Raw genomic sequence first — 25,018 nt, forward strand, 5'->3', positions numbered from 1 at the left:
TGATGGCAATTCATTAGAACTAATAACACCATTAGATATGGAACTTCCTGATAACGAAAAAATGATGACGTTGGTAGATTGGAAAAAGAAACACATGAAATAAACAACGCTTACTTATCAGTGCCTTATTAATGTTTAATTTTCTTCTTCAACAATCGGGCGCTTTTCCGTAATAGGGAAAGCGTCTTTATTCATGGAAAGGGCCATATTGTTGAATAACAATCTTTTAAGGGATGTTACCAAATGGAAGTTAAATTTCCCCTAGAACTCACTTTTATTTACTTGTTTTACAGTATAATAAAAGGCTAGTTACAATAAATATTCATAAGGAGTTTAACAATGGAAAAGTGGGATTTATATGATAAACATCGTAATAAAATAGCGAAACAAATAACTCGTGGAGATGAAATGGCATCAGACGAGTTTCATTTAGTAGTACACATTTGTATATTTAATTCAAAAGGAGAAATGCTTATTCAGCAACGTCAGCCCTTTAAGAAAGGATGGTCGAATCTTTGGGATATTACTTGTGGTGGTAGTGCTATTGCAGGCGATACAAGTCAACAAGCTGCTTCCAGAGAGTTATTAGAGGAGTTAGGAATTCATTATAACTTTGAAAAAGTACGTCCACAATTTACTATAAATTTTGAACGTGGCTTTGATGATTATTATCTCATTGAATATGACTTAAATTTGAATGAATTGACGTTACAAACTGAAGAGGTACAAGCAGTGAAGTGGGCTTCTAAAGAGGAAATTTTAAAGCTAATAGAACTTAAAAAATTTATACCTTATTATGAAAGTATTATTGCGTTTCTTTTTGAAGGACGACATTATTATGGCTCTATTCGTCTTTAAATAGAACGTGCAAAGAATTAAACATATTCATTCAATAAAAAATCCCCAAATAGAGGTTTGTGAAGACAAAAAACCTCAAGAAATGCTGTGAAAACACCATTTCCTGGGGGTTATTTTGAATACTGTTAAAAGGGTTTTAGTTGAAAAACGATCTTCCACAATCGGGCGCAATTGTGAAACAACATAGCTGGAAAATGATCAAACTTTTTTGTGAAAATCTCATACTTATCTAAAAAGAGTAACTCCATTTTGATCAATCTTTTTTCAAAATGGAGTTGTTGAAGTTGCTATTAGATAAGGATTGAGGGATATTTTTTAATCAATCTTTATTCCAAAGCTACAACAGCTTGGCCAGATCAAAGAAGGAATAGACCAAACCCAGCACCTTTTGTGTGTCCGGAATCTTGACTTAGATCCACATAGCACTTTTTACCCCTCATAAGTTCATATTTGATTTGCCACGCCCCATTTGCACATTTCCTCTAATATTGGCATTAAACTCTTTCCTTTTGGTGATAAGGAGTATTCCACTTTTGGAGGGATTTGTGGGTATTCTTTTCTGTGAACAATTCCAGAGTTCTCTAGTTCTCTTAACTGAGAACTTAACATTTTGTGAGTGATAGCTGGAATTTTCCGCTTTAACTCTCCATAACGTAAAATCGTATCGGAAGATAATTCATACATTATTTTCATTTTCCACTTGCCACCGATTAACGATAATGTGAAGTCAAAGGGTCTTTGTTTGTTGTGTCTCATCAAATTATTACTTAATTCTGACAATAACTTCACTCTCCTTTAAGTAGGTACCTAACAAAAAAGTGCATACTAGTTTTATTTGTATTCGAGTTTATAATTTGGGATGGAATTATGAGTATTTCAGAAGTCTATAATAATTCTATTATAGAATCGACATATTACTTAATCAAATATAGTTGAAGGAGAATGAATAGATGTCTAAAGAACAGAAACTCATATTTAATACAATTGATTTGAGCGAGCATGAGATGTATAAATTGTTAATTGGCTCTGTAATACCAAGACCGATTGCATGGGTTTCATCAAAAAGTAAGGATGGCAATTTAAATTTAGCGCCATTCAGCTTTTTTACTGTAGCTTCTCGAAATCCACCAACACTTTTGATCTCAATAGGACCGGGCGTTCATGAACGAATGGGAAGCATTAAGGATACGTTAACGAACATTCGTGAAGTAAAGGAATATATAATTAATATGGTACCTGAGCAGCTTGGGGAAGCGATGTATCGTTCATCGGCTAGCGTAGAGCCAGAAAAAAATGAGTTTGAGCTTGCAGGAGTGACTGTCCAGAATGGTAAAGTTTTGAATGTGCCGGCAGTGCTAGAAGCGCCAATCTCAATAGAACTTAAGTTAGACCAGATTATTCCTGTCGGTGGAGATTATCTAGTGCTTGGAAAAGTTGAATGTGTCCAAATAGATGAAGCAATCTATGCAGGAAACTATAAAATAGCTATCGATAAGTTTAAGCCGCTTGCTAGTTTGGCAGGCGACTTTGCCGGACTGATGCCTTCATTTTCATATGGACAAAAAGGTACATAAATTATTTTGTTAGCTGAGATGGTTGCGAGAATACCATGAGTTGAAGGCCCCGCAGGAGTGTAGCGACGAGGAGACTGAAGCCATGCCCGCGAAAAGCGTCCGCCGTAGCGGAAAGTAACGGCTTCATATAGATACTTCTATCTTTAAAAGAAAAAGGACTGTAAACAAACCCTATTTTTGGGGTTGTTCACAGTCGGAATCACCTTCGATATCACGAAGGTGATTCTTGCTTTTATTATTTCTCTAAAACAAAATCAGCAATTTCGTCTAAAATCATTTCTTTACCAAGAGGGAAGTATCCTTTATTTACTGCATCATTGTTAATGATAAATACGTGGTTGTTCTTAACAGCATTCATGTTTTTCCAAATTGTTTCTTCTTGGAATTCTTTTAAGCGTTCAGAACCGTCACCTGTTGTAAATACGAATAGGTAATCTGGATTGTAGTCAATTAAAGCTTCTTTTTGTACTTGTACTAATGGTTCATCCATTGGTGTACCTGGGACAGCTGGTAATTTTAAATCTTTGAAGATTACGCTACCGTAACCATAGTCACCGTATACACGGAATGCATTTGGATATGCAGCCATTTTCATGAACGTCGCATCACCAGTTTTAGCAACAATTTTATCGTGTAACTTGCTTGCTTTGTCATCATACTTTTTGAACCATTCTTCTGTTTCCTTTTCTTTATCGAAGATTTTACCTAATTCTTCAAACTTCGGACGCCATTGATCTAATGGTGTCTCTAACATAACGGTAGGTGCAATTTTAGATAGTTGATCATAAATTTTTTCTTGACGATTATTTATAAGAATTAAATCTGGCTTTGCAGCAGCCACTGCTTCGATGTTAATGTTGTCACCCCAAGCAGAGCCAACAGGTTTAACATCCTTTAATTTATCTGCAATATGTGGATCAATTTCTTCTTGAGATGTATTTGCAGTAATGATTGGTTTCATTCCAAAGATTAATAATTCTTCTGTCGAACCACTAAGGTCAGCAATTTTCTTTGGGTTTGCAGGGATTTTAATTTCCCCTTTAGCATGCACAACAGTACGCTCTTCAGCTTGTGCGTCTGCTTTTTCTGTTTGTTCTTTCTTATCTGAAGAACAAGCTGCAAATAGTATAGATGTAACAACTAATACCATTGCTAGTAACGATAGTTTAAATTTCTTCATATTTTTGTTCCTCCCGGATAAATTGTATGTGACCCATTTCATTCTAATGGGTGTTCAACATCTCAGGCTAAAATGAGAAGCTCAACGCCCATTAGAAGGCTCCCTCTCTATCTATTTAACTTCTTTCAGTAAATATTTTTGTACCGAAAGCGTAGTGACGGGTACAGAAGTCACCTACCTCTATAGGTGGTGAGATTGCAATTATGCAGAGGCATAGTTGCTGAGAGGAAGCTCCTCCCCATATGGTTTTTTCTGTGATTAATTATGAATCATCGTTAAATCGTAAGTTAAACAGATCGGTTTACTGTTTACAGGACATGAAACAATTAGTGCCTCAATTTCAAATACATTCCGAAGTGTCTCACTTGTCATTACTTCGTCTGGCGTTCCTTGGTGAATCAGTTTGCCAGCTTTTAAAGCAACCATATGATCAGAAAAACGAGAGGCATGATTTAAATCATGAATGACCATAACGATTGTACGGCCTTCTTCCTGATTTAACTTCTTCAATAATTTTAATATTTCTAACTGGTGAGCCATATCTAAGTAAGTTGTCGGCTCGTCTAATACAAGTAAGTCCGTTCCTTGAGCAAGTGCCATCGCAATCCATACTCGTTGACGTTGACCACCTGATAAAGCTTCTGCTGGACGCTTTGCAAACTCTGTCATCCCTGTCACTTCAAGTGCCCAATGAATATAGCGATAATCTTCTTCTTTCAGCGTGCCAAATCCATTTTGGTGTGGAAAACGACCATATGAAACAAGCTCAAACACAGTAAGACCAGTCGGCAATTCTGCAGTCTGGGGTAAAATTGCCATTTTCTTTGCAATTTCTTTTGTGGACTGTTTCTCAATTGCTTTTCCATCAAGATAAACAGTCCCTCGTTTTGCCTTTAAAATACGAGACGCTGTTTTTAACAAGGTAGATTTCCCACAACCATTTGGTCCAATAATCGTTGTAATCTTTCCTTCGGGGATCTCCACTGATAATGCATCTATAATTAATCCTTCATTATAGCCAACGGATACCGAATCAACTGCTAATGTTACCATCTAAAAAGACTCCTTTTATTTTGTCCTCATAAGTAAATAAATAAAATATGGTGCACCAATAATAGAAATAACGAAACCGACTGGTATTTCTGAAGTTGTTAGTACACTTCTTGAAATTAAATCTGCAAATAGTAATAGCAAAGTACCAATTAATGCTGCTGTTGGTAACATAATTTGATGTTTTCCTCCAACAAGGCGTCTTGCCAGATGGGGTGCCATTAAACCGATAAATCCAATACCACCAGCAACAGCTACCGATGCACCAGCCAAGCAAACGGCAATAAATAATAATTTACGTCTTTCCTTCTCCACATTTACACCAAGGCCTACCGCTGCTGCATCTCCTAAATTCATTACATTCAATACATGTGCTTTGCGAAATGCAATTGGTAAAAATATGAGCATCCATGGAAGTGCACTTAATACGAATTTCCAATCTGTTCCCCATAAACTCCCTGCTAACCAAATGGTTGCAAAACGAAAATCATTAGACGTCATTTTCATTGAAAAAATTAAACTGACAGCACCAAATCCTGCTGCAACTGCAATACCAACAAGAATTAAACGAGTTGATGAAACACCGTTTTTCCAAGCTAGTGTATAAATAATAACCGCTGCCAATAAAGCACCCACTAAAGCAAAAAACGGAAGAATGAATACTGATATTAACGTACCGGTCCCAACTTTTCCGAAGAAGAAGTAGACGAAAATAACAACCGTCAATCCAGCACCAGCATTAATACCGATAATTCCAGGGTCAGCAAGTGGATTTCGAGATAAACCTTGCATGATTGCCCCTGATATCGCTAGCGCTGAACCAACTAAAATAGCGATAACCATTCGAGGCATACGAAACTCGAATAAGATGACAGATTGCTCTTCGGCGCCTAGCCCAATTAACGATTTCAATACATCAATTGGCGGTATTTTATACGTTCCTGTATTTAAGCTAATTAGGAATATAAACACAATTAAGCAAACTAAAATGGCTAATACTGACATATTCTTTTTTGTTAAGATACCTTGCCTCATATTTTCCCTCTCCCCTCTTTACGAGCTAAGTAAAGGAAGAATGGAACCCCGATTAAAGCTGTAATTGCACCAATTGGCGTTTCAAATGGAGGATTGATAACGCGAGATAACATATCTGCACATTCAATTAACAATCCACCTAATACCGCTGAACATGGAATAACCCATCTATAATCAGATCCAACGAGAAAACGTGTCATATGTGGGATAACAAGTCCAACAAATCCGACAGAACCTGCCATAGAGACAGCTGAGCCTGTTAAAACAAGCACAAGTACGGTTCCAATAAATTTAATTAAAGTTGTATTTTGTCCAAGCCCAATCGCAATTTCTTCTCCGAAACTTAAGATGGTAATGTATCTCGACATGATAATTGCTATAACAAGACAAAGTAGTCCAATTGGTAGCAGCATCTCAATACTTACCCATTTCACACTTGAAACGCCTCCTGCATTCCACATGCTCACTTCTTGAGCAAGATTAAAATAAAGTGCGATACTAGATGAGATGGCCCCAAGTAAAGCACTGATTGCTGCACCAGCTAACGCTAACTTCACGGGGGTCAGCCCTCCTGGTGAGGACGCACCCACACCATATACAATACTTGCACCAAATGCTGCACCCATAAATGAAGCGATAACAAACATTGTGTATGGGGAATTAGGGAAAAATGCATAAGTAATGGCAATTCCGAATACCGCACCATCCGTAATCCCCATTAAAGATGGAGAGGCGAGAGGATTTCGTGTCATCCCTTGCATAATTGTTCCGGATACCGCTAGAAATGCACCAGCGACTACTCCTCCAATTGCTCTTGGAATACGAAGTTCCCAAATGACACTATGATATGTAAGTGAATCATCGAATTGAAAAACAGCTTGCCAGACAGTCTTTAAGCTAACATCCGCTGCCCCAAATGAAATGGACATTCCCATACTTAAAGCTAATAAAGTCGTACCTGCTATTAAAATAATCGAAGCAATAAGCGGTCTGCTCTTAATCTTTTTCATATTCGTTTCTTGTTGTTCCATACTCTTCGCGCTTGCTTCCATTCGTTAATCATCCTAACTAACAACATATGTTTAATGAAATGAGAGTCATTCTCAATTGATAATAAAAAAAATAAGGCTCTGCACCTTAGTTGATAATGATTCTCATAATCACTCGTCCTATTCTACATACCACCCTAAATAGTTGTCAATATTATTTTTTAAAATATATTAATTTTGTTCTTTATTATTTTCTTAAACTTGCAAAAAATGCTTATATCAAGCGATGTTCTAGGAGATAGGGTATGGTGTTTAAATTATTCGAAAATACTAAATTTGAATAGAAGTGGTATAGTTTTATAAAAAACAGATTTTATAAGAACAGGAAAAATGGATAAATTTTAAATTCGAAAAAAGTGGGTTGATATGCTGTGAGAAAGCAATTGTGCTTGTAAAATTGCTTCGATAAAAGAAGTTAAGAATATGAAACACGTTGAAGAGGAACAAGTAGTTGAATTTGTTGGTGAAATGATGAAGGAATTATTTCAGTTATTTATCGATTATACGATAAGACTTTAAAAGATTTAGTAAACCGCTAAAGTTATTTCTTCCTCAAATTTTGCTGATTACACTTCTCGTAATCAAACTATAACCAATTTTAAAAGACGATACAGTTTATGACAGTGTATATTAAGACGTGTAATTGTAAGAGGTGTTATTATAAAAAGTGACACCAAGATCTTATAAATCGCTTTAAAATACTTATAATTTTATGACAACACTAAATGTAATTCACATTGTAGTTTTAGAAAAAAGATTGATTATTTGAAATAAAGTTTGATAAAAAAATAGCGATTGAAGGGGCAAAGCCCCCCTTTTTTATGGGTTACCAACTGCGACATACATAATCCAACTTTTTTCTTTTGTACTTTCTGCTCCGATAATTTCCGTATCAAAAATATCGAGAAAATTATAAATTTTAACGATAAGATGTATTTGTAAAGGAGGGAAATGAATGTTACAAGAATTCAATAATTTAATGGATTACATCGAAACACATTTAACGGAAGAAATCTCTGGCAAAGATATATCTAAAATTGTAGGTGTATCTGATTATCATTTTAAAAGAATGTTTTCCTATATGGCTGGTATGTCATTGAATGAGTATATCAAGAATAGGAGATTATCAGTTGCGAATGTTGAATTAATAAATGGAGCAAAGGTAACCGATATTGCCTATAAATATGGTTATCAATCTATAGAAGGATTTTCAAGAGCCTTTCGTGAATGGAGTGGTTTTTTACCATCAGAAGTAAGTAAAAACAAAATTCAAAAATCATTTCCTAAATTTTCATTCTTTATTGATATAAGAGGAGGAATATCCATGGAATTCAAAATTGAAAAAAAAGAGAAGTTTAATATAGTAGGTGTATCAAAAAGGGTGCCAATTCAATTCGAAGGGGTAAATAATACTATCTTAGAACTAGCCCAGTCAATTACCGAACAACAAAGAAATGAAATGCATCAACTAGCTGATTTATATCCTCATCAAGTCTTGAATGTATCTTATGATTTTGACGATGGGTTCTTGGAAGGAAAAGGATGCTTAACGCATATGATTGGTTTTGCAACTACAAAAGAAAATCCATTTGATGATTTAGAGCAAATTTCTATAGAAGAGAGTTTGTGGGCAATTTTCCCTAATCAAGGACCATTTCCTGCTACAATTCAAGAAACTACGGCAAAAATTTATTCTGTATGGTTGCCTTCTTCAGATTATGAAGTAGTAGATATACCCGGAATTTCTTTTACAAAGCACAATGGTACATCGGAAAATGTATATAGCGAAATTTGGATGCCAGTAAAGAAAAAAAGTTAGCGATAAACTGGATGATTATGATATTTACAGAAGTGTTATTTCGTTAAATCTTCACTTTCCATTTTTGACTAGTCAGTAGATATTGACTGGTCTTTTTGAATTTAACGACTCAACACTTATCGCTAACAAAACCTTAATTTAAAAGGTATTTTAGGGCATACTCTTTTTATTAAAGTTAATGCAGCGTATGATCCTACTGCGAAATTCAACTTCATTCTTTGTAAGGCTTTACTTTTGCCTGCACACAACTGAATCGTAATGTAAAAAACATATGAAAAAAGAGGTTTTTATTAACTGTAACTCTACAGCAGTAAACCTATTTATTTACATGGGAGAGAAGAAAGTAAGGTGCAAAGCCATGTATAGACTCCTAGACTCTTTCAATTGCTTAAAACTTTGATTCAGAGACGTAGGAATGTGGAAAATATATTTACACAAATTTAAATAGCATAAAAAATACTAAACATTGTTTTAGTATAATAACTCCTCATTAATTTTATAGTCCACAAATACTACTACTTACCTAGGTGAATTCTCCCGAATACAAATTTCTCATGATATTATCAAACAAAATATAGTACCTTATTCGGTTTATATATAGGAGAAACGCCATCTAAAGATAATTATTAGAATCTATACAGCGTTTGGATGTTGACTGTTATTTCAGTTCGGCATGTGGCTGGTTTCGAGGTTTCATAAGGTATTAGAAAATTATAGCATTATATTTTTGATCTTATGAAAAGTGACGACAAAATTCCTTAATTTATATTTTATGCAATTAACAAGTAACTTTAGTACTATTTTACATTAAACATTATTAAAGAGTTGTCGATATAAATTTGATGAATCAGTAATTTACATAAAATAGGAAGTGATAGGATGTTGTAAATAGTATGAAAAGTAGCATGTTATTGTGAGTGAATGGGGCTGTTGTTAAGAAGTAAATAAATATGTATACTCGCACCTTTGATAAAGTAGAAATTATTGTCTTTCATCAAAAGTGCACAAATAATTGAATTTGAAAGGGAGAGTATTAACCTTGCTTCGTAATCTATCCATATTTAAGAAGTTAGTCCTATTAATGTCTATAGCAATTTTAACGATTACTCTTATCCAAGTAAGTGGATATATCACTATGAAAAAATTGGAGAATAATACAGAGAATATTTTTAAAAATCGTCTAGAACCAAGTATTATTTTGTCAGATTATAGACTTAATAATCGGATTATTGTTTCAGATATGTATCGTTCTTTTCTTTTTACAGATGAAACAACTATTACTCAAATTAAAAATGAAGTAACTGATGCGTTTAAAGATAATGAAAAGTATCTTAAAATACTTGAAGCAGCCAAAATGCAATCGGATGAGGATAAAATAATAAGTGAATTGATTCAGCTATATCCAAATTTTAAAGAAAGAATGGAGCAAGTCTTTCAGTTAAGTCTTGCTAATAAGAATGAGGAAGCAATAAACCTCTTTAATTCAAGTGCCGAGCCTGTGCTTAACGAAATTATTTCAAAAGGTTTAGAGCTGACAGAATTGAATCAAAAAAATGCAAGTACTTTGAATATGGAAAGTAAGGCCGAGGCAAGTAAAGGGATCACAAATTCTCTAATTATATCAATTGTATTAGGAATTTTGTTTGTGGCAATCGGTTTTATCGGTGTACGAAAATATCTAATTTCTCCAATTGAAAAGTTAAAAATTGCTGTCCAACGAGCCGAAGCTGGAGAATTTAATTTTAGTGTAGCGTATGGTTCAAAGGATGAACTAGGGGTCTTAACGTCCACTTTCAGCCACATGATTGCTCAATTACGAGATCTAATTGGTCAGGTGAAACAATCATCCGAACAGATGGCAGCATTTTCGGTTGAGCTTTCGGCAAGTGCGGAACAAACGAGTGAGGCAAGTGAACATATTGCCTCTGTTACAGTAGAGGTGGCAAACGGCTCCGACGATCAAGTTCGAACGATTGAAGAAACATTAGACGTTGTTAATCATATGGTACAAGATGTCCAAACAATAGCTAGAAATTCTACGAACGTTTCAGGGGCTGCTACACAAGCAAAACAACTTTCTGTAGATGGAAATGATATTATACAAAATGCAGTTCTACAAATGAACTCGATTCAAACATCTATTGGTAGTCTAAGTGATGTTATTAGTGGTTTAGGTGAGCGTTCAGCTGAGATTGGAGATATCGTTGAAGTTATAACAAGTATTGCTACCCAAACAAACCTACTTGCGTTAAATGCAGCGATAGAAGCAGCAAGAGCAGGCGAACATGGGAAAGGTTTTGCGGTCGTTTCGGAAGAAGTGCGAAAATTGGCAGAAGAATCATCTGCATCGGCGCTGAGAATTTCTGAGCTAATTATAAGAATTCAAGGCGAAACGAATAAAGCGGTAGACTCCATGCAGTTCACTACGAATGAAGTGAAAACGGGTATTAATAATGTGAACAGCGCAGGTGAATCATTTGAGAAAATTCAACATGCCATTAACGAGGTATCAGTTCAAATTCATGAAGTGTCTACTTCTGTAGAGCAGATGGTAGCAGGTGCAGATCAAATGTCCAAATCCATGGAACAAATTAATGGAATCGCCCAAAGCTCCGCAGAAGGGACACAAAATATTTCAGCGGCTACGGAAGAACAATTAGCCTCTATGCAGGAAATTTCTGCATCTACTTCGGCACTTTCTAAAATGGCAGAAGACTTACAAGAAAAAACGAATATGTTTAAAGTATAAAGATGACGAATTATATGATTTTAAGAGTAATACTTGGTCAATAAAAAGCAGGCGTACCAGTTATTACAACGCCCATTGCATGAAACTTTCGAGAGAAGCAGGGATAAATAAGCGAGAGAATACGTATAGAAGCTTTGTTATCTTAAAATGGTGGGTTTCAAACTTGGGTAGTGGGTCATCGAACGATATTATGAAAGAAGTACTACTTGATTGGTTCGTCTAGGATATAAAAAAGTTAGTAATTTATCGAGAGACTATTCTTTTAAACGGTAGCCATATCATATTAAAACTACTGTAAATATGCTTAAAGACAAACCCACATATTTTGATTAACCTTTGTTCAAAATGTGTGGGTCTTATAGCCGTAAGAGGTTATGTTTTATTTTTCGGTAAACGGAGAGATAGAAATTGAATGACTTTGAATGGTTATATTCAAAGTATAAAAGTGAAGCAAGTGATTTTTTTGTCTACAGTCAGAAGCACTCAAAAGAGTGTTTTTTAATTTTTAAAATGTGAACTAACTCTATTACTTTGTTAACAAATGTAACTTGAACGTTTTATGAACAATTCATAAAAATCTATACTCTTTTAAATAGTAAATCACCTAATGATAAGATAATTGTTATGTTTAGACTTATTTATTGACATCTTTCGCGAATAAACATAGTCATTTAATACAGCTATTACCATATTAATACATAGTTTGCTTAATTTTATATTCATAGCTATCATACTAGTGTAATTATAATTTCATACTACAAAAAGGTGAGGAGACTACTTATATGAACACTACATTCACAAAATTAAGTAAAAAGGGAATAACTGCTGCCCTATTAGCAGCTGGAATCGTGGGGGTTTCAATGGCACCCAATGCATCTGCCCATGGATTTGTTGAGAAACCAGCTAGCCGTGCTGCTTTATGTAGCCAAAGTTATGGCGCGCTTAACTTGAGTTGTGGAAGGGTTATGTATGAGCCACAGAGCTTAGAGGCCAAAAAAGGATTTCCACAAGGTGGACCAGTTGATGGTAAAATTGCCTCTGCAGGAGGTCAGTTTGATGGCATCCTCGATCAACAAACCGCAAATCGCTGGTTTAAGAATACGATTACAGGGGGATCAAATACCTTTACCTGGAAGTACACTCAGTCGCATTTAACAAGTAAATGGCACTATTATATTACGAAAAAGGGATGGGATTCTAATAAGCCATTAACCCGTGCTGATCTTGAGCTAATTGGAACTGTAGAACATAATGGTACTGAAGCATCAGCTAATCTAACGCATACAATTAACGTACCAACTGATCGTAGTGGCTACCACGTTATTTTAGCTGTTTGGGATGTAGCAAATACTGCAAATGCTTTCTACAATGTCATTGATGTTAATTTGGTGAATAATGTGGATGTAGATAAGGAAGCTCCATCTCAACCCAATGGATTACAAGCAACGAAAGTTACTTCTAATAGTGCTGAGCTAACATGGAATTCTTCTACAGACAATGTAGGTGTAAAAGAATATCAAGTATTCCGTGATGGTAAAGCAATTGGAACGGTACTGGGAACAACATTCACAGATAAAAATTTACAAGCGAATACAAAATATACATATACAGTAAAGGCAGTGGATGCAGCTGGAAATGTTTCTAAAGAAAGCGAGTCTACTGTTATAGAGACAATGGAAGCAGTGCCAGATACAGAAGCACCAACGCAACCAACTGCACTACACACGATGGGCGTAACATCCTCAAGTGTAGACTTAATGTGGAGTGCATCAGAGGATAATGTAGCAGTTGACCATTATGTTATCTATCGAGGGACATCAGTAGGACAAATGACTGTAGTTGGAACATCGAAAACTACGTCCTTTATGGACAAGAATCTTCAATCAAATACAACTTATAAGTATGCGGTCACTGCCGTTGATGCAGCTGGAAATGAATCTATTAAAAGTTCGATTTTCACTGTAACTACAAAAGAGCAAGGGTCGTCTTATGAGCAATGGAGCCCAAATAAGGCGTACACAAAAGGTGATAAAGTAGAGCACCAAGGTAAAGTATATGAAGCGGTTCAAAGCTATCAAGGATATGGAGATCCAAATTGGATTTTCGCATTGTCTTTATGGAAAGAAATTAAATAAAAATAGAGTCTTAATAAAACCTTTGTGTAAGGTTTCAGACTGTCGACAAAAGGCATCAAGAAGCAAATTCTCGATGCCTTTTGTCCTTTTTTATGTTCAGTAAGGGGCATTCTCCTACCAAGAGCTTACCATGTCCAAGCTTTAAGAAATGAATACTGTGCATATACCACTCTCGATTTTTCTAAGATTTAATTTACTTGTTGATATGGAATATGACGGTGGTCCCATATCGATTTTCCCAAATGAAAACGTTACAATCATGCAAACTCGTGATGATATAATAGAAATAATTCGCGATTTAAAGTATGCTGTATACCCTGTTACTAAAAAATAATCCATGCTATATAAATTGGAAAATAATAAGTAAGCCAAATTTGTACAGTCATATTTATATGATTTAAAATCGTAATTAGAGCAGTAATTGAGAAACCTATCATAAGTAGGTTAATTATTTAGTGAAAATAGGATTTTTATGGAATTAATAGAGGGTTAAGTCATCAAAACATTGTGAGTAAAAACAATAAGGAGGGAACGAATATGACAGAGAGCAATAAGGAGTTGTCACTAGAACAACGTGAGGAGCTACTCAGAACTTTAAAAGCCCGTTTTGAGAAAAACATGAACCGCCATAAAGGTCTTGAATGGGCTGAAGTGCAAGCTAAGCTTGAAGCTAATACTGAAAAACTGTGGTCGCTCAATGAAATGGAAGGAACTGGGGGTGAACCGGATGTTGTCGGCCATGATGAACAAACGGGCGAATATATTTTTTATGATTGTTCAGCGGAAAGCCCTAAAGGTCGTAGAAGTGTTTGTTACGACCGTGAAGCACTGGAGTCAAGGAAAAAACACAAACCAGAAAATAACGCTATAGATATGGCAATTGCCATGGGCATTGAACTTTTAACGGAAGAACAATACCGGGAGCTGCAGAAATTTGAAAATTTCGATATGAAAACGTCGAGCTGGGTGCAAACCCCTGCAAATATTAGAAATCTCGGCGGGGCCATCTTTTGTGATTGTCGCTACGACACTGTCTTTATGTACCACAATGGAGCAGATTCTTACTATGCTGCAAGAGGCTTCCGTGGCTCGCTAAGGGTTTAAACTTTGCATATAGACAGCTTGGTCAATGTCTAATTGATGTCGTCCATTTTTTATATTTCTCGTCACCATAAATACATCTATTTGAAAAGAAGGGCTTAAGAATGATTCCTAAGCCCTTTTATTATCAATAAGAATTTTATTCTCTCTAGTTTTTCCTTAAAAGGAAATTTCCACAATAAGGAATTTCTTCTTTTGTATTTACTTGATAGTATCGGCAGCATGTTTTTTGAACCGGTACTTCACTCCATTTTTCTTTGCGCTGAAGAAAAGTTTGAAAAGGATTTGGTTCATTACCTAACCAATTCGTTTCAATACTAGTAAATTCATTAAAATTTTCATTTAATTCATTTAAAGCACATGATTTGTAGACCACCAATCAACTCTCTCCTTTTGCAGCCCATAATAATCCAGATTCGAAGCCGCCACTAAAATTGCATAACGTTTAATAAATAAAGAACCCGCTATAGCTAAAGAAGAAGTATCTAAATGACTTGCATACTGTTTAATGATTGGAAATAAAGTATCTTTATTCAATAAGTCATGTAAAGGAATACCTTGAGGTGAGGGTTGCTTTTCAACGCCATAAGGCTCTAAATTCACTTTACATACCTCCCTTTGCCTTTCGGGATACATAATGGGGTTCCAAAAAAAGGATCTTCCGATACAGCTACTGCCATACCAAATACTTCTTGAACCATTTCTACGGTTACAATATCCTCTGGAGGACCTTGTACAGCCACTGTTTGGTCATGGATTGCAACTAAATGGTCTGCATAGCGACAAGCGAGATTTAAGTCATGTAGAACCATAACGATTGTTCGTTGGTCAGAGCGATTTAATTCAAATAAAAAATCTAATACTTCAATTTGATGAGTCATGTCCAAATAAGTAGTTGGTTCATCTAATAACATAATGGGCGTTTATTATATCTGTTGTACAATAACAACAAAAAAATTCATTTTTATGGCAATTCTTTTCATAGACTTTAAATTTAAAAGGTAAAATATATATGCGGGTGCCCCGAACCGCTTCGGGGCTATGAAATAAATTCATCTAACTCAGTTATTGTAATAAAACCGATATTATTATTTTTTCCGTACTAAATCATGAACAATATGTAGTTAATGATAAAGGAGAATAGTATGTACACAATTGGACAAGTAGCTAAATTTTTAGGTGTATCTAGAGATACTTTGAAATTTTATGAAGAAAAGGAATTAGTAAAACCTAAGCAAAACATTGAGAATGGGTATAGAAAATATAATCGTTTTGATATATATGACATAACCACAGTAAATTTTTATAGAGAAATGGATATTGAAATAAAAAAAATCCAGGAATTAAGAAAAAGCAAGAGTATAGAGGGGATAAAATCATTAGTAGATGAGAAAGAGCAAGAGGTATTAAAGGAAATAGAATATAAAAAGCTTATTTTAAAAAAGCTTCAGATTGTAAAAGAAGATTGCGAAAAAATTAAACAATTCTTAGGGAAATACACAGTAAAAGAAATGAAACCCTTAGAAATAAGAGGAGAAATAGAGCATTACACTGCATATGAAGAATATGAAACGCTTAAAGAGAACACGGACAGTCTGAAAAAAGCAGTTACTCTAACTTCTTTAAGAAGGGTCATAAGATTCAATGACGAAGGTATGCTAGAAGATAAGTTTATCATCGTAAGAAAAGTAGAAGACTTTGATAAAGATATTGAAGGAGAAATTGTATCTCATCCAAAATGTATGTATATCGTTATTGAAGATGGAAGATGGTCAACTGGTGGAAAAAATACTGATCATAACGTGGAAGCTAGTTTAAGAAAAGCAGCAATAGAAAATGGGTATAAACTGTTAGGGCTAGTTTATATAAATCTATTACTTACCACTTATGAAGATGGACTTGAACGTGTATTCTTAGAAATGTATGTACCTATAAAATAATACAGACATATATTGACCTGTGGGTAACCCCTAGGTTTAAGCTGAATGTATTCGTAAATATGAGCGTATGATGTTTACGAAATACTTAGTTTGAAGAGGGGATTATACATGGATAATGAAAAGAAACTAAAAAAACCAGTAGCAAGTTTTATTCTGCTAACCAATATCATTTTTTTTCCACTTTTTTGTCTTGTAGGAGTCATAAAAATGTTAGGGTTTCCTGAATGGGTCTTTCATGTAATGCTCTGTATATCAGCTTGGTCCTCAACCTTTGCTTTTGCAGTGTTATTTAAGAAAATCTATCCTGGGCAGAGTTTTATACAATTTGTAAAAGATAAATTCAAGAATAAACTTAAAGTTTCTGTGATTCTTACTGTAATTATGATTCAAGTCTTCATATTTTTGATGGTAATGTTTTTTGTAGCTACTAACAGTGAAGCAGACACAATTTTTAAGATATCTTCGTGGGGAATGCTGATTTATTTCTTTTTGAAAAATCTTCTGTCGGGGCCACTAGGAGAAGAAATAGGGTGGAGAGGTTTCGCTCTAATGGAGCTCCAAAAGAAACATTCGCCATTAAAAGCTTCGATTATCATCGGATTTTGGTGGGGGATGTGGCATCTACCCATATGGTTTACTACAGGATATGTGGGCATTGATTTAATCAAATATATGCTATTCTTTATGTTTGCAATCCTAGCCACTACAATTATCATGACCACATTTTATAACTTAAATCAAAATTTAATTATTCCAATTACCATCCACCAATTTTTTAATTTTTTTATTGGCATTATAAACGGAAACTTATTGGATTTAATCATGTATAACGCAATTGTTTATTTAGCAGTAGCAGTCTTAATCATCATTATAAATCCAAAGAAAATATTTTATGGCAAGGAAGCTCCTATTAATGCCAAGTAATACATGATTTAGTGATCGCTAGTATAACTTTCTGTTTAAACTACTAGGAGCGATAAAGAGGCTGTCAAAAATAATTCAAACAATACAGTCCACCTTCCGATCTAGTAAAAATCCGCTTCGCTTTTCACGCGGGAAAGGCATGAGCCACACGAGCAGACGCTCTCTGCTGAAGCTCATGCTCTACTTCCTTCCGCTACGTTGCACACATGCTCTTTGAGCTATGTTCATGATAGAAGTTCATACACGGTATAACAACTTATTATTTTATATCCTTTGTCCAATCAGCAACTTTAGCTTCATTTTCTTTGATCCATTTTTTTGCTGCATCCCTAGGATCAGTGCCTTCCATAATATCATACATAACACTTTCTATATCTTCTGCAGCCCAGTGGAAGTTATCGAGAACACTGTATGCCCCCGGATTATCCTCTTTAAATCCTTTACGTGCAAATGTCCCAATATATTCTTCTGCTCCATATATTCCTTTAGGATCATCTAAGTATTTCAAATCAAATGCGTTAAATTTCCAATGAGGAGACCAACCTGTAACGATGATTTCTTCATTATTCTCAATCGCTTGCTTAAGGGCTGCTGTCATTGCTCCTGCAGATGAGGTAAGTACAGTCCAGCCTTCAAGGTTAGGATAAATCTTATACGCATTTTCTGTAGTAGCTGTCATATTGGCACCTGGCTCAATGCCTGTTATGGTTTTACCAGCTTCATTTGTTAAATCTTCGATAGAGTCTACATCCATATAACTTGGGACGACTAGGCCAATTTTGGCCCCTGTTAGATTTTCACCTAAATCTACTATTCTATCTTTGTACTTCTCAACTTGTGGAGCATGCGTTTGTGGTAGCCAAGCTGACACCATGCCATCAACTTCACCATTGGCAAGAGCCTCCCACATAATGCCATTATCAAGTGGTGTTAGAGTTACATCATATCCTAAATCCTCTAGAACTTGTCCTACTACATTAGTGGACGCTATTTCTGTATCCCATTCTACATAAGCTAAATTGACTTTTTTATTTTGGGTGCTTGTATCATCTGAACCACAGGCCGCTAATAGTAAAAGTAATGCAAATGCTAAAACTAGCTTTGATAATCTATCGAATCTCATAAAATCCCCCTCCTTATTGCTTTCTCTATTTTATAAAACGAGCCAAATATACCTAAAAATTAGTAAGTAACAACTTAATGTTATCAAAGGGTTGTTACTTTTGTCAAAAGGCATTGAATAAAGAAGCCGTGCATTTGTTGAGGAAATACAGTTTAAAAAGTAGCTTGAGAGTAAGAGAGAAGAAGTTTGCAGATGTTCTAATTTGAGACCTTTTCGTGTTCATATAACAAAACCCGATTTCATCACAAGGAAAAAAGTATAAGATAATATATGAAATGAAAGGCTAGAATTTTTGTAAAGACGTAGCAATATGCCTGTCCAATCATTTGTTAAACTTTCAATCAATAAAGATGAGGAATGGTGTAGCATGCGTATTTCTAGAAAAATTGACATTGAGCAGTTACAAAATGAGAAGAGTGAGCTATTTGACAAACACGTACTTAACATATTGAATGGTCAGGTTATGTATGAAGAGTTTAAAGATAAAAAATTAATGGGTAGTTGTGATTATGCACCATTTAATGAAGCGATGTGTATAAACGCGAACTACTAAATTTCGTGTACTGTCGATATATGTATAGTAAGCTACTTTAAAAAGCCAAGGTTTGATGTCTTGAATTTCTTGACCAAGAAGGGTGATATGCGCTTTTGTAAATGCGTCCTGAAGCAAATCCTCAGCTAAAGTATGATTTTTGGTAAGTGAATATAAATAGCGATATATATCATTCATGTAGGTGATATATATTGTTTCAAGTTCCATCTCTTCCCACCTTTCACTCTATTCTCGGATAAGGGCCAAAAAAGGTTGCAAAATAATTTAAAAATTATTATAAATTGTTAAATCCAGGAACTGATGTTGGATTAAAAAACGGCTTAAGCCCAATGGAATAAAGGGCTCAAGCCGTTTTATTTATCTTACAAGAAGAAGTGTATAGAATTTTACTTTGACCGTTTAAAGACGATTTTCCAAAGTGCAAAATTAATGATGAATAGAGCGATTAAGTAAATCATAGATCCATAAGGAAGAGTGGCCATGAAATAGTGTAATCCTGCCAACATACCTAATGGAATGAATAATAGTAAAGATTTCCAACTTTGCGCATCGCCGATTTCATCATAGGGCTTTGTGAAAGGAATTTTACTGCCCAAACCGATATAACATATTACAGTGTACATACAGCTTGCTGCGAAAACTGACAATAAATCCGGGATGATTCTTGTGCCATAAATAAAGCAGAAGATTATGCTGAGAACAATATTTAAAGGAAAATACAATTTAATCAAAAATGCTTTTAAGCTGCCTTTTTGTAAGTCTGTATAGTCCTTGATAGGAAAGATTTTATATATCCAAGCTGCTTTAAACTTTCCTGAATGTCCTAGCATGAGCACAGCAGACGGAATAATAAGCATGCTAAAATATATATTCAAATAGCCCATGCTAACAGAATAATCAACCTCATCTGACCTCATCGTAAACATAAAAATAAATGGGATAATAAAAGAAAAGCCTAAGGAAGGATATACTTTCAATTTAAACTCTCGCTCTTGCTTCATCATCAGGGATGCGAAGCGGTAGAAAGCTCTTTCCTCATTTGTTCGGCAAATGAACTTTAATAAAAACTCCTTCAGCTGATTTTTCTTGGCCTTTTTGGACTTACTTGTGTTTAATAATTTTTGTAGATTGCGCTCAAAGGTCGGCACCAGCTTTACATAAAGTCCTATCGACACAATTGGTATGACAATAGCAAAAATACAGTATAGCACTGTAAATAAAGAGTTATCACCATTAAGCAGTAGCTCATAAGGAGCGGCAAACCACATGGGAATTAGGAAAATACTCCACCAATGAAACGCAACGACAACATCAAAATTGACAAATTCAAAGGACCTAATAAGAACTTGATAGCCAATCATCAACACCAATGACAAACCGATTTGTACATAATTGATGAGATCCTTCAGCTTTTCTCCATCAAAAAATCTCAAGATAACAATATATAAAATGGCAGTTAGAACAACAATGAAAATATTGATTAGAACGAGTTCGAATGCCGTTAAAATAAAAAATATAATGCCTTGTGTAAACAAGCCGACTAAAAGTGGAATGGTCGTTAAGGCTATAGTTAAATACGCCAAATAGATAAATATATGCATAAATTTGGCTGCATTCACCGTTTTAGTAGCGATGGGCTTAGTTGAGAGGATACTTCTATCACGTACATCCAAAAGTACTGAAGAAAAATCAGAAATCATCGACGTCATAATCAAAAAAATAATCATTGCATAAGCGATACTCATCTGGAAAAGATAGTTTTGGCCAAAGCCTATCAAAGGAATTAGCACAAGTCCGAATAACGTATAAATCCACAAAGATTTGATATAGCCATATTTTTTGTCTTGCTTTTTTTTATTTGCTGCTTGGTTAAATAATGTTGGTACCTTGCGTTCGTCCATTGTTAGTTTAATATGGAGAATTTTTCTCATGATGTCATAATCGATGCCCATTTTCACAAATATAAATTGAAATTTATCCAGTAGTTGTAGGGTTTTGAAATCGTTCATTACATGCCACCTTGTACAACTGAAACAAATTGCTCACCAATTTCTTTATGATCATGGAAGCCTGTCAATTGATTGAAAATCCCTTCCAAAGTTCCCATCGTATTGTCCGCTTGTAGCTGGGCAAATGTTCCATCTGCTGCGATTTTTCCATCGTTCAGCAAGATGATGCGGCTACTGATTTTTTCGACAACATCCATAATATGAGATGAATAGAAAATAGTTTTTCCTTGGGCAGCCAATTGAGTCAAAATCTCTTTAAAAATCATTACACTATTTGCGTCTAACCCATTGATTGGTTCATCTAAAAACAGTAAATCTGGATTATGTATAAGGCTAGCAATTATTAACAGCTTTTGTCGCATTCCTTTTGAATAAGAAGAAATTCTTGCATGATATGCTTCACCAACACCAAACAATTCCATTAAGGTTTTTGATTTATCAGCAGCAACCTCTAATGTTTGGCCATAAAGCTGGCCGATGAAGGTTAAATACTCATACCCTGTTAAATTATCATAAACATCAGCTATTTCAGGTACATAGCCAATTCTTCGTTTATATTCAATACGATCTTGTTCGATAGGCTCACCGAAGAGCTTAATTTCTCCACCATAATCGCCTTCAATCCCCAAAATGATTTTAACAGTTGTGCTTTTACCTGCCCCGTTTGGACCGATATAGCCAATAATTTCGCCTCTTGAGACGTGCAAGTCAATTCCTTTTAATATTTCCTTATTGCCATAGTTCTTCGTCAAATTCGTAATCGTCAAAATTTCTTGCTGCTCCATTTTACCGCTCCTTTCGTTTTTTCTGTCTGTCTTATATACGGCTGAATACATAAATGGTTTCGGAAAAATTAACCATATATAGAAAAGCTAATAATATCTGCAATTGCAATAAGAAAGCAAGAAATTCTACTGTCTGTTTTGTGTATGAGTATACAATTGGAATAAACTAAATGTACTTAAAATTTTGGGCAACCGCTGCTAAAGAAAAATACATATGGCGTGGACCTTTTGGGATAGCTATAGTTATGTAAAAATGATAGTAAGGAGGTCAGAGAGTGTTTAATGATTTTAAGCTTATGGATGATCGTCCAGTTTATATGCAAGTAAGAGATTATTTAAAAGAGATGATTAAAAAAGGCCATCTGTTGGAGCATCAGAAGCTACCTTCAACCCGTGAACTTAGTAAATTATTATCAGTCAGTAGAAATACTGTTCTTACGGCCTACGCAGATTTAGAACAATATGGTCTAATCTACGCAATTAAAGGAAGGGGAAATTTTATCGGGAAAGTCGAAACGTCCAAAATGCCATCCATTGAATTTCATTGGAAAGAGAGGCTCAATGAAGTGACATTACTAGCGGACGAATTGGACTTGATGAAGCAAGATGTCTTGTCGGAAAAAGGCATAATTTCATTCAACAGTATTGCACCAGAAGAAAAGCTTTTTGATGTCGAAAATTTTAAAAGGGCTTTTCTGACTCGAATGTCTATTGAGGGAGATATTGTGTTGAATTACGGCTATGCAAAAGGTTACAAACCCCTTATCGAATATCTTCTTCACTATATGCAATTGAAGGGTGTAGATATTTCCAATAAGGATATTCTTATCACGAACGGCTTTACAGAGGGTTTGGATATTTTATTATCTTCGATAGCTAAAAAATCCGGACGTGTTCTTTGCGAGAATCCTACGCATCATGCCGCTTTAAAGCTTTTTCGCTTACATGGATTTGATATTCACGGAATCGACATGATGGATGATGGCATTGACATCGAGAAGGTTGAGGAAAGCTTGTCACAAGGGACTTTTGATTTTGCCTATCTCATCCCGTCTTATCATAATCCAACGGGAATTGTTACCTCCTCTGAAAAGAGAGCAGAAATTATTAAACTATTTTCAACCTATCAAATTCCTATTGTAGAGGATGGTTTTAATGAAGAATTACGTTATTCAGGCTCTCATCTAGCCCCGTTAATGACTTTTATTGGCCCTGGTAACCAGGTTATTTATATTAGCAGCTTTTCCAAAATTCTCTTTCCGGGCTTACGTGTTGGTTGGATTTTAGCAGATAAAGAACTAATCCACTGTTTAGAAAGTGTAAAAAGGGCACGTACTATTCATACATCTACACTGGATCAGGCTGTGCTTTATCAATATTTGCATGATGGCTATTTCGAAAGATACTTGAAAAAAGCTAGGTCAGTATATAAGAAAAAATATGAACTTGCTCGACAAGCATGTAATCAATATATACCTTTTAAAAGAATGACAGGGGATGGCGGTCTCCATCTCTTTATAGAATTAGAAGAAGGAATGAATGCTCGTGTACTTTTAAAAAAGTGCTATCAAAAGGGTGTTGTATTTTATCCTGGAGATGTTTTTTACAGCGATGGAGGAGGAAGTAACACATTTCGGTTAGGATTTTCCCGGTTAAAAGAAGAGGATATTGTCCAAGGCATTAAAATCATTGGTGAAACTTTGAAAAATGAAGTGGGGAGTTGAAAAAATGAAAGTTGGCGTTATTATGGGAGGTGTTTCTTCAGAAAGGCAAGTGTCTCTCATGACAGGTGAAGAAATGATTACCCATTTAGATAAGGATAAATACGAAGTTGTCGCTATTAAACTAAATGACAAAATAGAGCTGATTGACAAGGTGAGAGATATTGATATTGCTTTGATAGCGCTTCACGGCAAGTTTGGTGAAGATGGCTCAATTCAAGGTGTACTTGAAACCTTAGATGTACCATATACCGGAAGTGGCATGCTATCAAGCGGTATTTGTATGGATAAAAATATGTCAAAAAAAATTATTCGCTATGAGGGAATTCAAACACCAGATTGGCTTCATATTTCGGATATGAATGAGCTTCAGATGGATAAATTAGATAATATGGGCTATCCATTGGTGGTAAAACCGAATTCAGGCGGTTCCAGTGTAGGAGTAAAAATAGTATACGATAAAGATTCATTACTATCCTCAGTGGCAGACGTATTCAAATGGGATAGTGAAATCATTATTGAAAAGTATATAACAGGCGAAGAGATTACATGTTCTATTGTTGATGGAAAGCTGTTACCGATCATTTCGATTCGTCATACAGCCGCGTTTTTTGACTATCATGCAAAATATGATGATGCCGCTACAATTGAAGAGGTTGTAGAACTTCCAACAGCAATACATGAACGGGTCGCCGGGGCTGCAATGGCCTGCTATAGCGTCTTGAAATGCACGATTTATGCCAGAATTGATATGCTCATAAAGGATGGATTTCCTTACGTCATGGAGGTCAATACATTGCCGGGTATGACAAAAAATAGCTTACTGCCAAAAAGTGCTCTTGCAGCGGGAATCACCTATACTGAGCTGTTGGATAACATTATTGAAAGTTCCTTACAGGTTAGGACAAGTGAAGGATATACTATTGTATAGAACAATAAAAGGAGTTCCTTTTGCCAACAATGAAACTTAGTAGAACATGGATAATCAAGAAAAACGCCATTTTGATGAAGATGTTTCAAAATGACGTTTTTTATTTTCTGTTAAATGAGGCTGGGACAAAAGAGAAAAAGTGTTAGATTGACGATGTCGATCTAACACTTTTTTGCTGTGAACGTTGATGTCCACTACGGCGGACGCATTCCGGGGGCGTGGCCTAAGCCTGTAGTCTCAGGCGTCACGCTAATCCCCCAGGAGTCGCCACCTTCGCTACCATCAACTATTGCTCTCTTGTAAATTTTATTTATGCCAAAAGGAAGAATGTCTAAATTTTTCTTCATTTTGGATAGCAAAAATTTAATAATACCTTTGCTCCTCTTTCTTAAAATTTAAAGTTTTGTCCCAGCCTCATCATTTCTTTTCTATTGGATGTTCACACAGAAAGGATAACTCTAATTAGTATTTCAGACAGCTTT

General features: G+C 35.2%; 21 protein-coding genes and 2 pseudogenes. 11 read left to right on the forward strand and 12 right to left on the reverse strand.

Annotated features, from left to right (window positions below):
- Positions 1-339 precede the first annotated feature (339 nt).
- Positions 340-858 (forward strand): NUDIX hydrolase, encoded by a 519-nt coding sequence (locus tag C9J35_RS07220; protein WP_107923988.1) that lies wholly within the window; start codon positions 340-342, stop codon positions 856-858.
- A 444-nt stretch (positions 859-1,302) separates the two neighbouring features.
- Here the strand turns inward: C9J35_RS07220 and C9J35_RS07225 are convergent, their stop codons facing one another.
- Positions 1,303-1,614, reverse strand: coding sequence for a winged helix-turn-helix transcriptional regulator (locus C9J35_RS07225; protein ID WP_054768285.1), 312 nt, complete (start codon positions 1,612-1,614; stop codon positions 1,303-1,305).
- 194 nt (positions 1,615-1,808) lie between these two features.
- Between C9J35_RS07225 and C9J35_RS07230 the strand changes: the two genes are divergently transcribed.
- A complete protein-coding gene (locus tag C9J35_RS07230) occupies positions 1,809-2,432 on the forward strand; it encodes a flavin reductase family protein (protein ID WP_107923989.1) in 624 nt (207 codons plus the stop codon).
- A gap of 235 nt (positions 2,433-2,667) precedes the next feature.
- Here the strand turns inward: C9J35_RS07230 and C9J35_RS07235 are convergent, their stop codons facing one another.
- The 4 genes from C9J35_RS07235 to C9J35_RS07250 all read right to left on the reverse strand — a co-directional run bounded on the left by C9J35_RS07235 (position 2,668) and on the right by C9J35_RS07250 (position 6,749).
- The gene (locus tag C9J35_RS07235; protein WP_107923990.1) at positions 2,668-3,612 is read right to left on the reverse strand and encodes an ABC transporter substrate-binding protein; all 945 of its coding nucleotides are present in this window, start codon (positions 3,610-3,612) and stop codon (positions 2,668-2,670) included.
- Positions 3,613-3,870: 258 nt separating this feature from the next.
- Positions 3,871-4,665, reverse strand: a complete 795-nt coding sequence (locus C9J35_RS07240; protein ID WP_054768253.1) for an ABC transporter ATP-binding protein — start codon at positions 4,663-4,665, stop codon at positions 3,871-3,873.
- A 15-nt stretch (positions 4,666-4,680) separates the two neighbouring features.
- Positions 4,681-5,697 carry a FecCD family ABC transporter permease gene (locus tag C9J35_RS07245; RefSeq protein ID WP_107923991.1) on the reverse strand — a complete coding sequence of 339 codons (1,017 nt, stop codon included), beginning with the start codon at positions 5,695-5,697 and terminating at the stop codon, positions 4,681-4,683.
- The gene (locus C9J35_RS07250; protein ID WP_054768254.1) at positions 5,694-6,749 is read right to left on the reverse strand and encodes a FecCD family ABC transporter permease; all 1,056 of its coding nucleotides are present in this window, start codon (positions 6,747-6,749) and stop codon (positions 5,694-5,696) included. Before C9J35_RS07250 ends, C9J35_RS07245 begins: the two co-directional genes overlap by 4 nt.
- Before the next feature lie 952 nt (positions 6,750-7,701).
- Here C9J35_RS07250 and C9J35_RS07255 point away from each other — a divergent pair.
- The 4 genes from C9J35_RS07255 (at position 7,702) to C9J35_RS07270 (ending at position 14,553) form a co-directional block, all read left to right on the forward strand.
- A complete protein-coding gene (locus C9J35_RS07255) occupies positions 7,702-8,565 on the forward strand; it encodes an AraC family transcriptional regulator (protein ID WP_107923992.1) in 864 nt (287 codons plus the stop codon).
- 1,039 nt (positions 8,566-9,604) lie between these two features.
- A complete protein-coding gene (locus tag C9J35_RS07260) occupies positions 9,605-11,314 on the forward strand; it encodes a methyl-accepting chemotaxis protein (RefSeq protein ID WP_268807917.1) in 1,710 nt (569 codons plus the stop codon).
- 782 nt (positions 11,315-12,096) lie between these two features.
- The gene (locus C9J35_RS07265) at positions 12,097-13,449 is read left to right on the forward strand and encodes a lytic polysaccharide monooxygenase (protein ID WP_107923994.1); all 1,353 of its coding nucleotides are present in this window, start codon (positions 12,097-12,099) and stop codon (positions 13,447-13,449) included.
- Between the two features lie 537 nt (positions 13,450-13,986).
- Positions 13,987-14,553 (forward strand): DUF4256 domain-containing protein, encoded by a 567-nt coding sequence (locus C9J35_RS07270; RefSeq protein ID WP_107923995.1) that lies wholly within the window; start codon positions 13,987-13,989, stop codon positions 14,551-14,553.
- Between the two features lie 145 nt (positions 14,554-14,698).
- On the opposite strand, the gene C9J35_RS07275 is transcribed toward C9J35_RS07270, so the two are convergent.
- From C9J35_RS07275 to C9J35_RS07285, 3 genes and pseudogenes are all read right to left on the reverse strand, one after another.
- Positions 14,699-14,929, reverse strand: a complete 231-nt coding sequence (locus C9J35_RS07275) for a hypothetical protein (protein ID WP_107923996.1) — start codon at positions 14,927-14,929, stop codon at positions 14,699-14,701.
- A complete protein-coding gene (locus tag C9J35_RS07280; RefSeq protein WP_107923997.1) occupies positions 14,902-15,153 on the reverse strand; it encodes a hypothetical protein in 252 nt (83 codons plus the stop codon). The genes C9J35_RS07275 and C9J35_RS07280 overlap by 28 nt, the downstream gene beginning before the upstream one ends.
- Positions 15,150-15,473 (reverse strand): annotated as a pseudogene (locus C9J35_RS07285) (ATP-binding cassette domain-containing protein); the annotation flags it as partial. The gene C9J35_RS07280 and the pseudogene C9J35_RS07285, both read right to left, overlap by 4 nt.
- Before the next feature lie 222 nt (positions 15,474-15,695).
- Between C9J35_RS07285 and C9J35_RS07290 the strand changes: the two are divergent.
- Positions 15,696-16,490: a MerR family transcriptional regulator gene (locus C9J35_RS07290; protein WP_107923998.1), complete on the forward strand. Its 795-nt coding sequence runs from the start codon at positions 15,696-15,698 to the stop codon at positions 16,488-16,490.
- Between the two features lie 108 nt (positions 16,491-16,598).
- The gene (locus C9J35_RS07295; protein ID WP_107923999.1) at positions 16,599-17,414 is read left to right on the forward strand and encodes a CPBP family intramembrane glutamic endopeptidase; all 816 of its coding nucleotides are present in this window, start codon (positions 16,599-16,601) and stop codon (positions 17,412-17,414) included.
- A 259-nt stretch (positions 17,415-17,673) separates the two neighbouring features.
- On the opposite strand, the gene C9J35_RS07300 is transcribed toward C9J35_RS07295, so the two are convergent.
- Positions 17,674-18,537 carry a glycine betaine ABC transporter substrate-binding protein gene (locus tag C9J35_RS07300; protein WP_107924000.1) on the reverse strand — a complete coding sequence of 288 codons (864 nt, stop codon included), beginning with the start codon at positions 18,535-18,537 and terminating at the stop codon, positions 17,674-17,676.
- A gap of 310 nt (positions 18,538-18,847) precedes the next feature.
- Here C9J35_RS07300 and C9J35_RS07305 point away from each other — a divergent pair.
- Positions 18,848-19,081 (forward strand): annotated as a pseudogene (locus C9J35_RS07305) (AraC family transcriptional regulator); the annotation flags it as partial.
- Here the strand turns inward: C9J35_RS07305 and C9J35_RS24700 are convergent.
- The 3 genes from C9J35_RS24700 to C9J35_RS07320 all read right to left on the reverse strand — a co-directional run bounded on the left by C9J35_RS24700 (position 19,028) and on the right by C9J35_RS07320 (position 21,884).
- Positions 19,028-19,297: a sigma factor gene (locus C9J35_RS24700; RefSeq protein WP_327323035.1), complete on the reverse strand. Its 270-nt coding sequence runs from the start codon at positions 19,295-19,297 to the stop codon at positions 19,028-19,030. The pseudogene C9J35_RS07305 and the gene C9J35_RS24700 sit on opposite strands and share 54 nt — an antisense overlap.
- 179 nt (positions 19,298-19,476) lie before the next feature.
- Entirely contained in the window at positions 19,477-21,099 is a 1,623-nt protein-coding gene (locus C9J35_RS07315) for a hypothetical protein (RefSeq protein WP_107924001.1), read from the reverse strand.
- The gene (locus C9J35_RS07320) at positions 21,099-21,884 is read right to left on the reverse strand and encodes an ABC transporter ATP-binding protein (RefSeq protein ID WP_107924002.1); all 786 of its coding nucleotides are present in this window, start codon (positions 21,882-21,884) and stop codon (positions 21,099-21,101) included. The genes C9J35_RS07315 and C9J35_RS07320 overlap by 1 nt, the downstream gene beginning before the upstream one ends.
- Before the next feature lie 275 nt (positions 21,885-22,159).
- Between C9J35_RS07320 and pdxR the strand changes: the two genes are divergently transcribed.
- On the forward strand, positions 22,160-23,608 hold the full coding sequence (pdxR, locus tag C9J35_RS07325; protein WP_107924003.1) for a MocR-like pyridoxine biosynthesis transcription factor PdxR: 1,449 nt from the start codon (positions 22,160-22,162) through the stop codon (positions 23,606-23,608).
- A gap of 4 nt (positions 23,609-23,612) precedes the next feature.
- Complete coding sequence (locus C9J35_RS07330; protein WP_107924004.1) at positions 23,613-24,536, forward strand: D-alanine--D-alanine ligase; 924 nt, start codon at positions 23,613-23,615, stop codon at positions 24,534-24,536.
- The last annotated feature ends 482 nt before the right edge of the window (positions 24,537-25,018 follow it).

This window comes from Lysinibacillus parviboronicapiens, from assembly GCF_003049575.1.
In the GTDB taxonomy this organism is placed as follows: Bacteria; Bacillota; Bacilli; order Bacillales_A; family Planococcaceae; genus Lysinibacillus; species Lysinibacillus parviboronicapiens.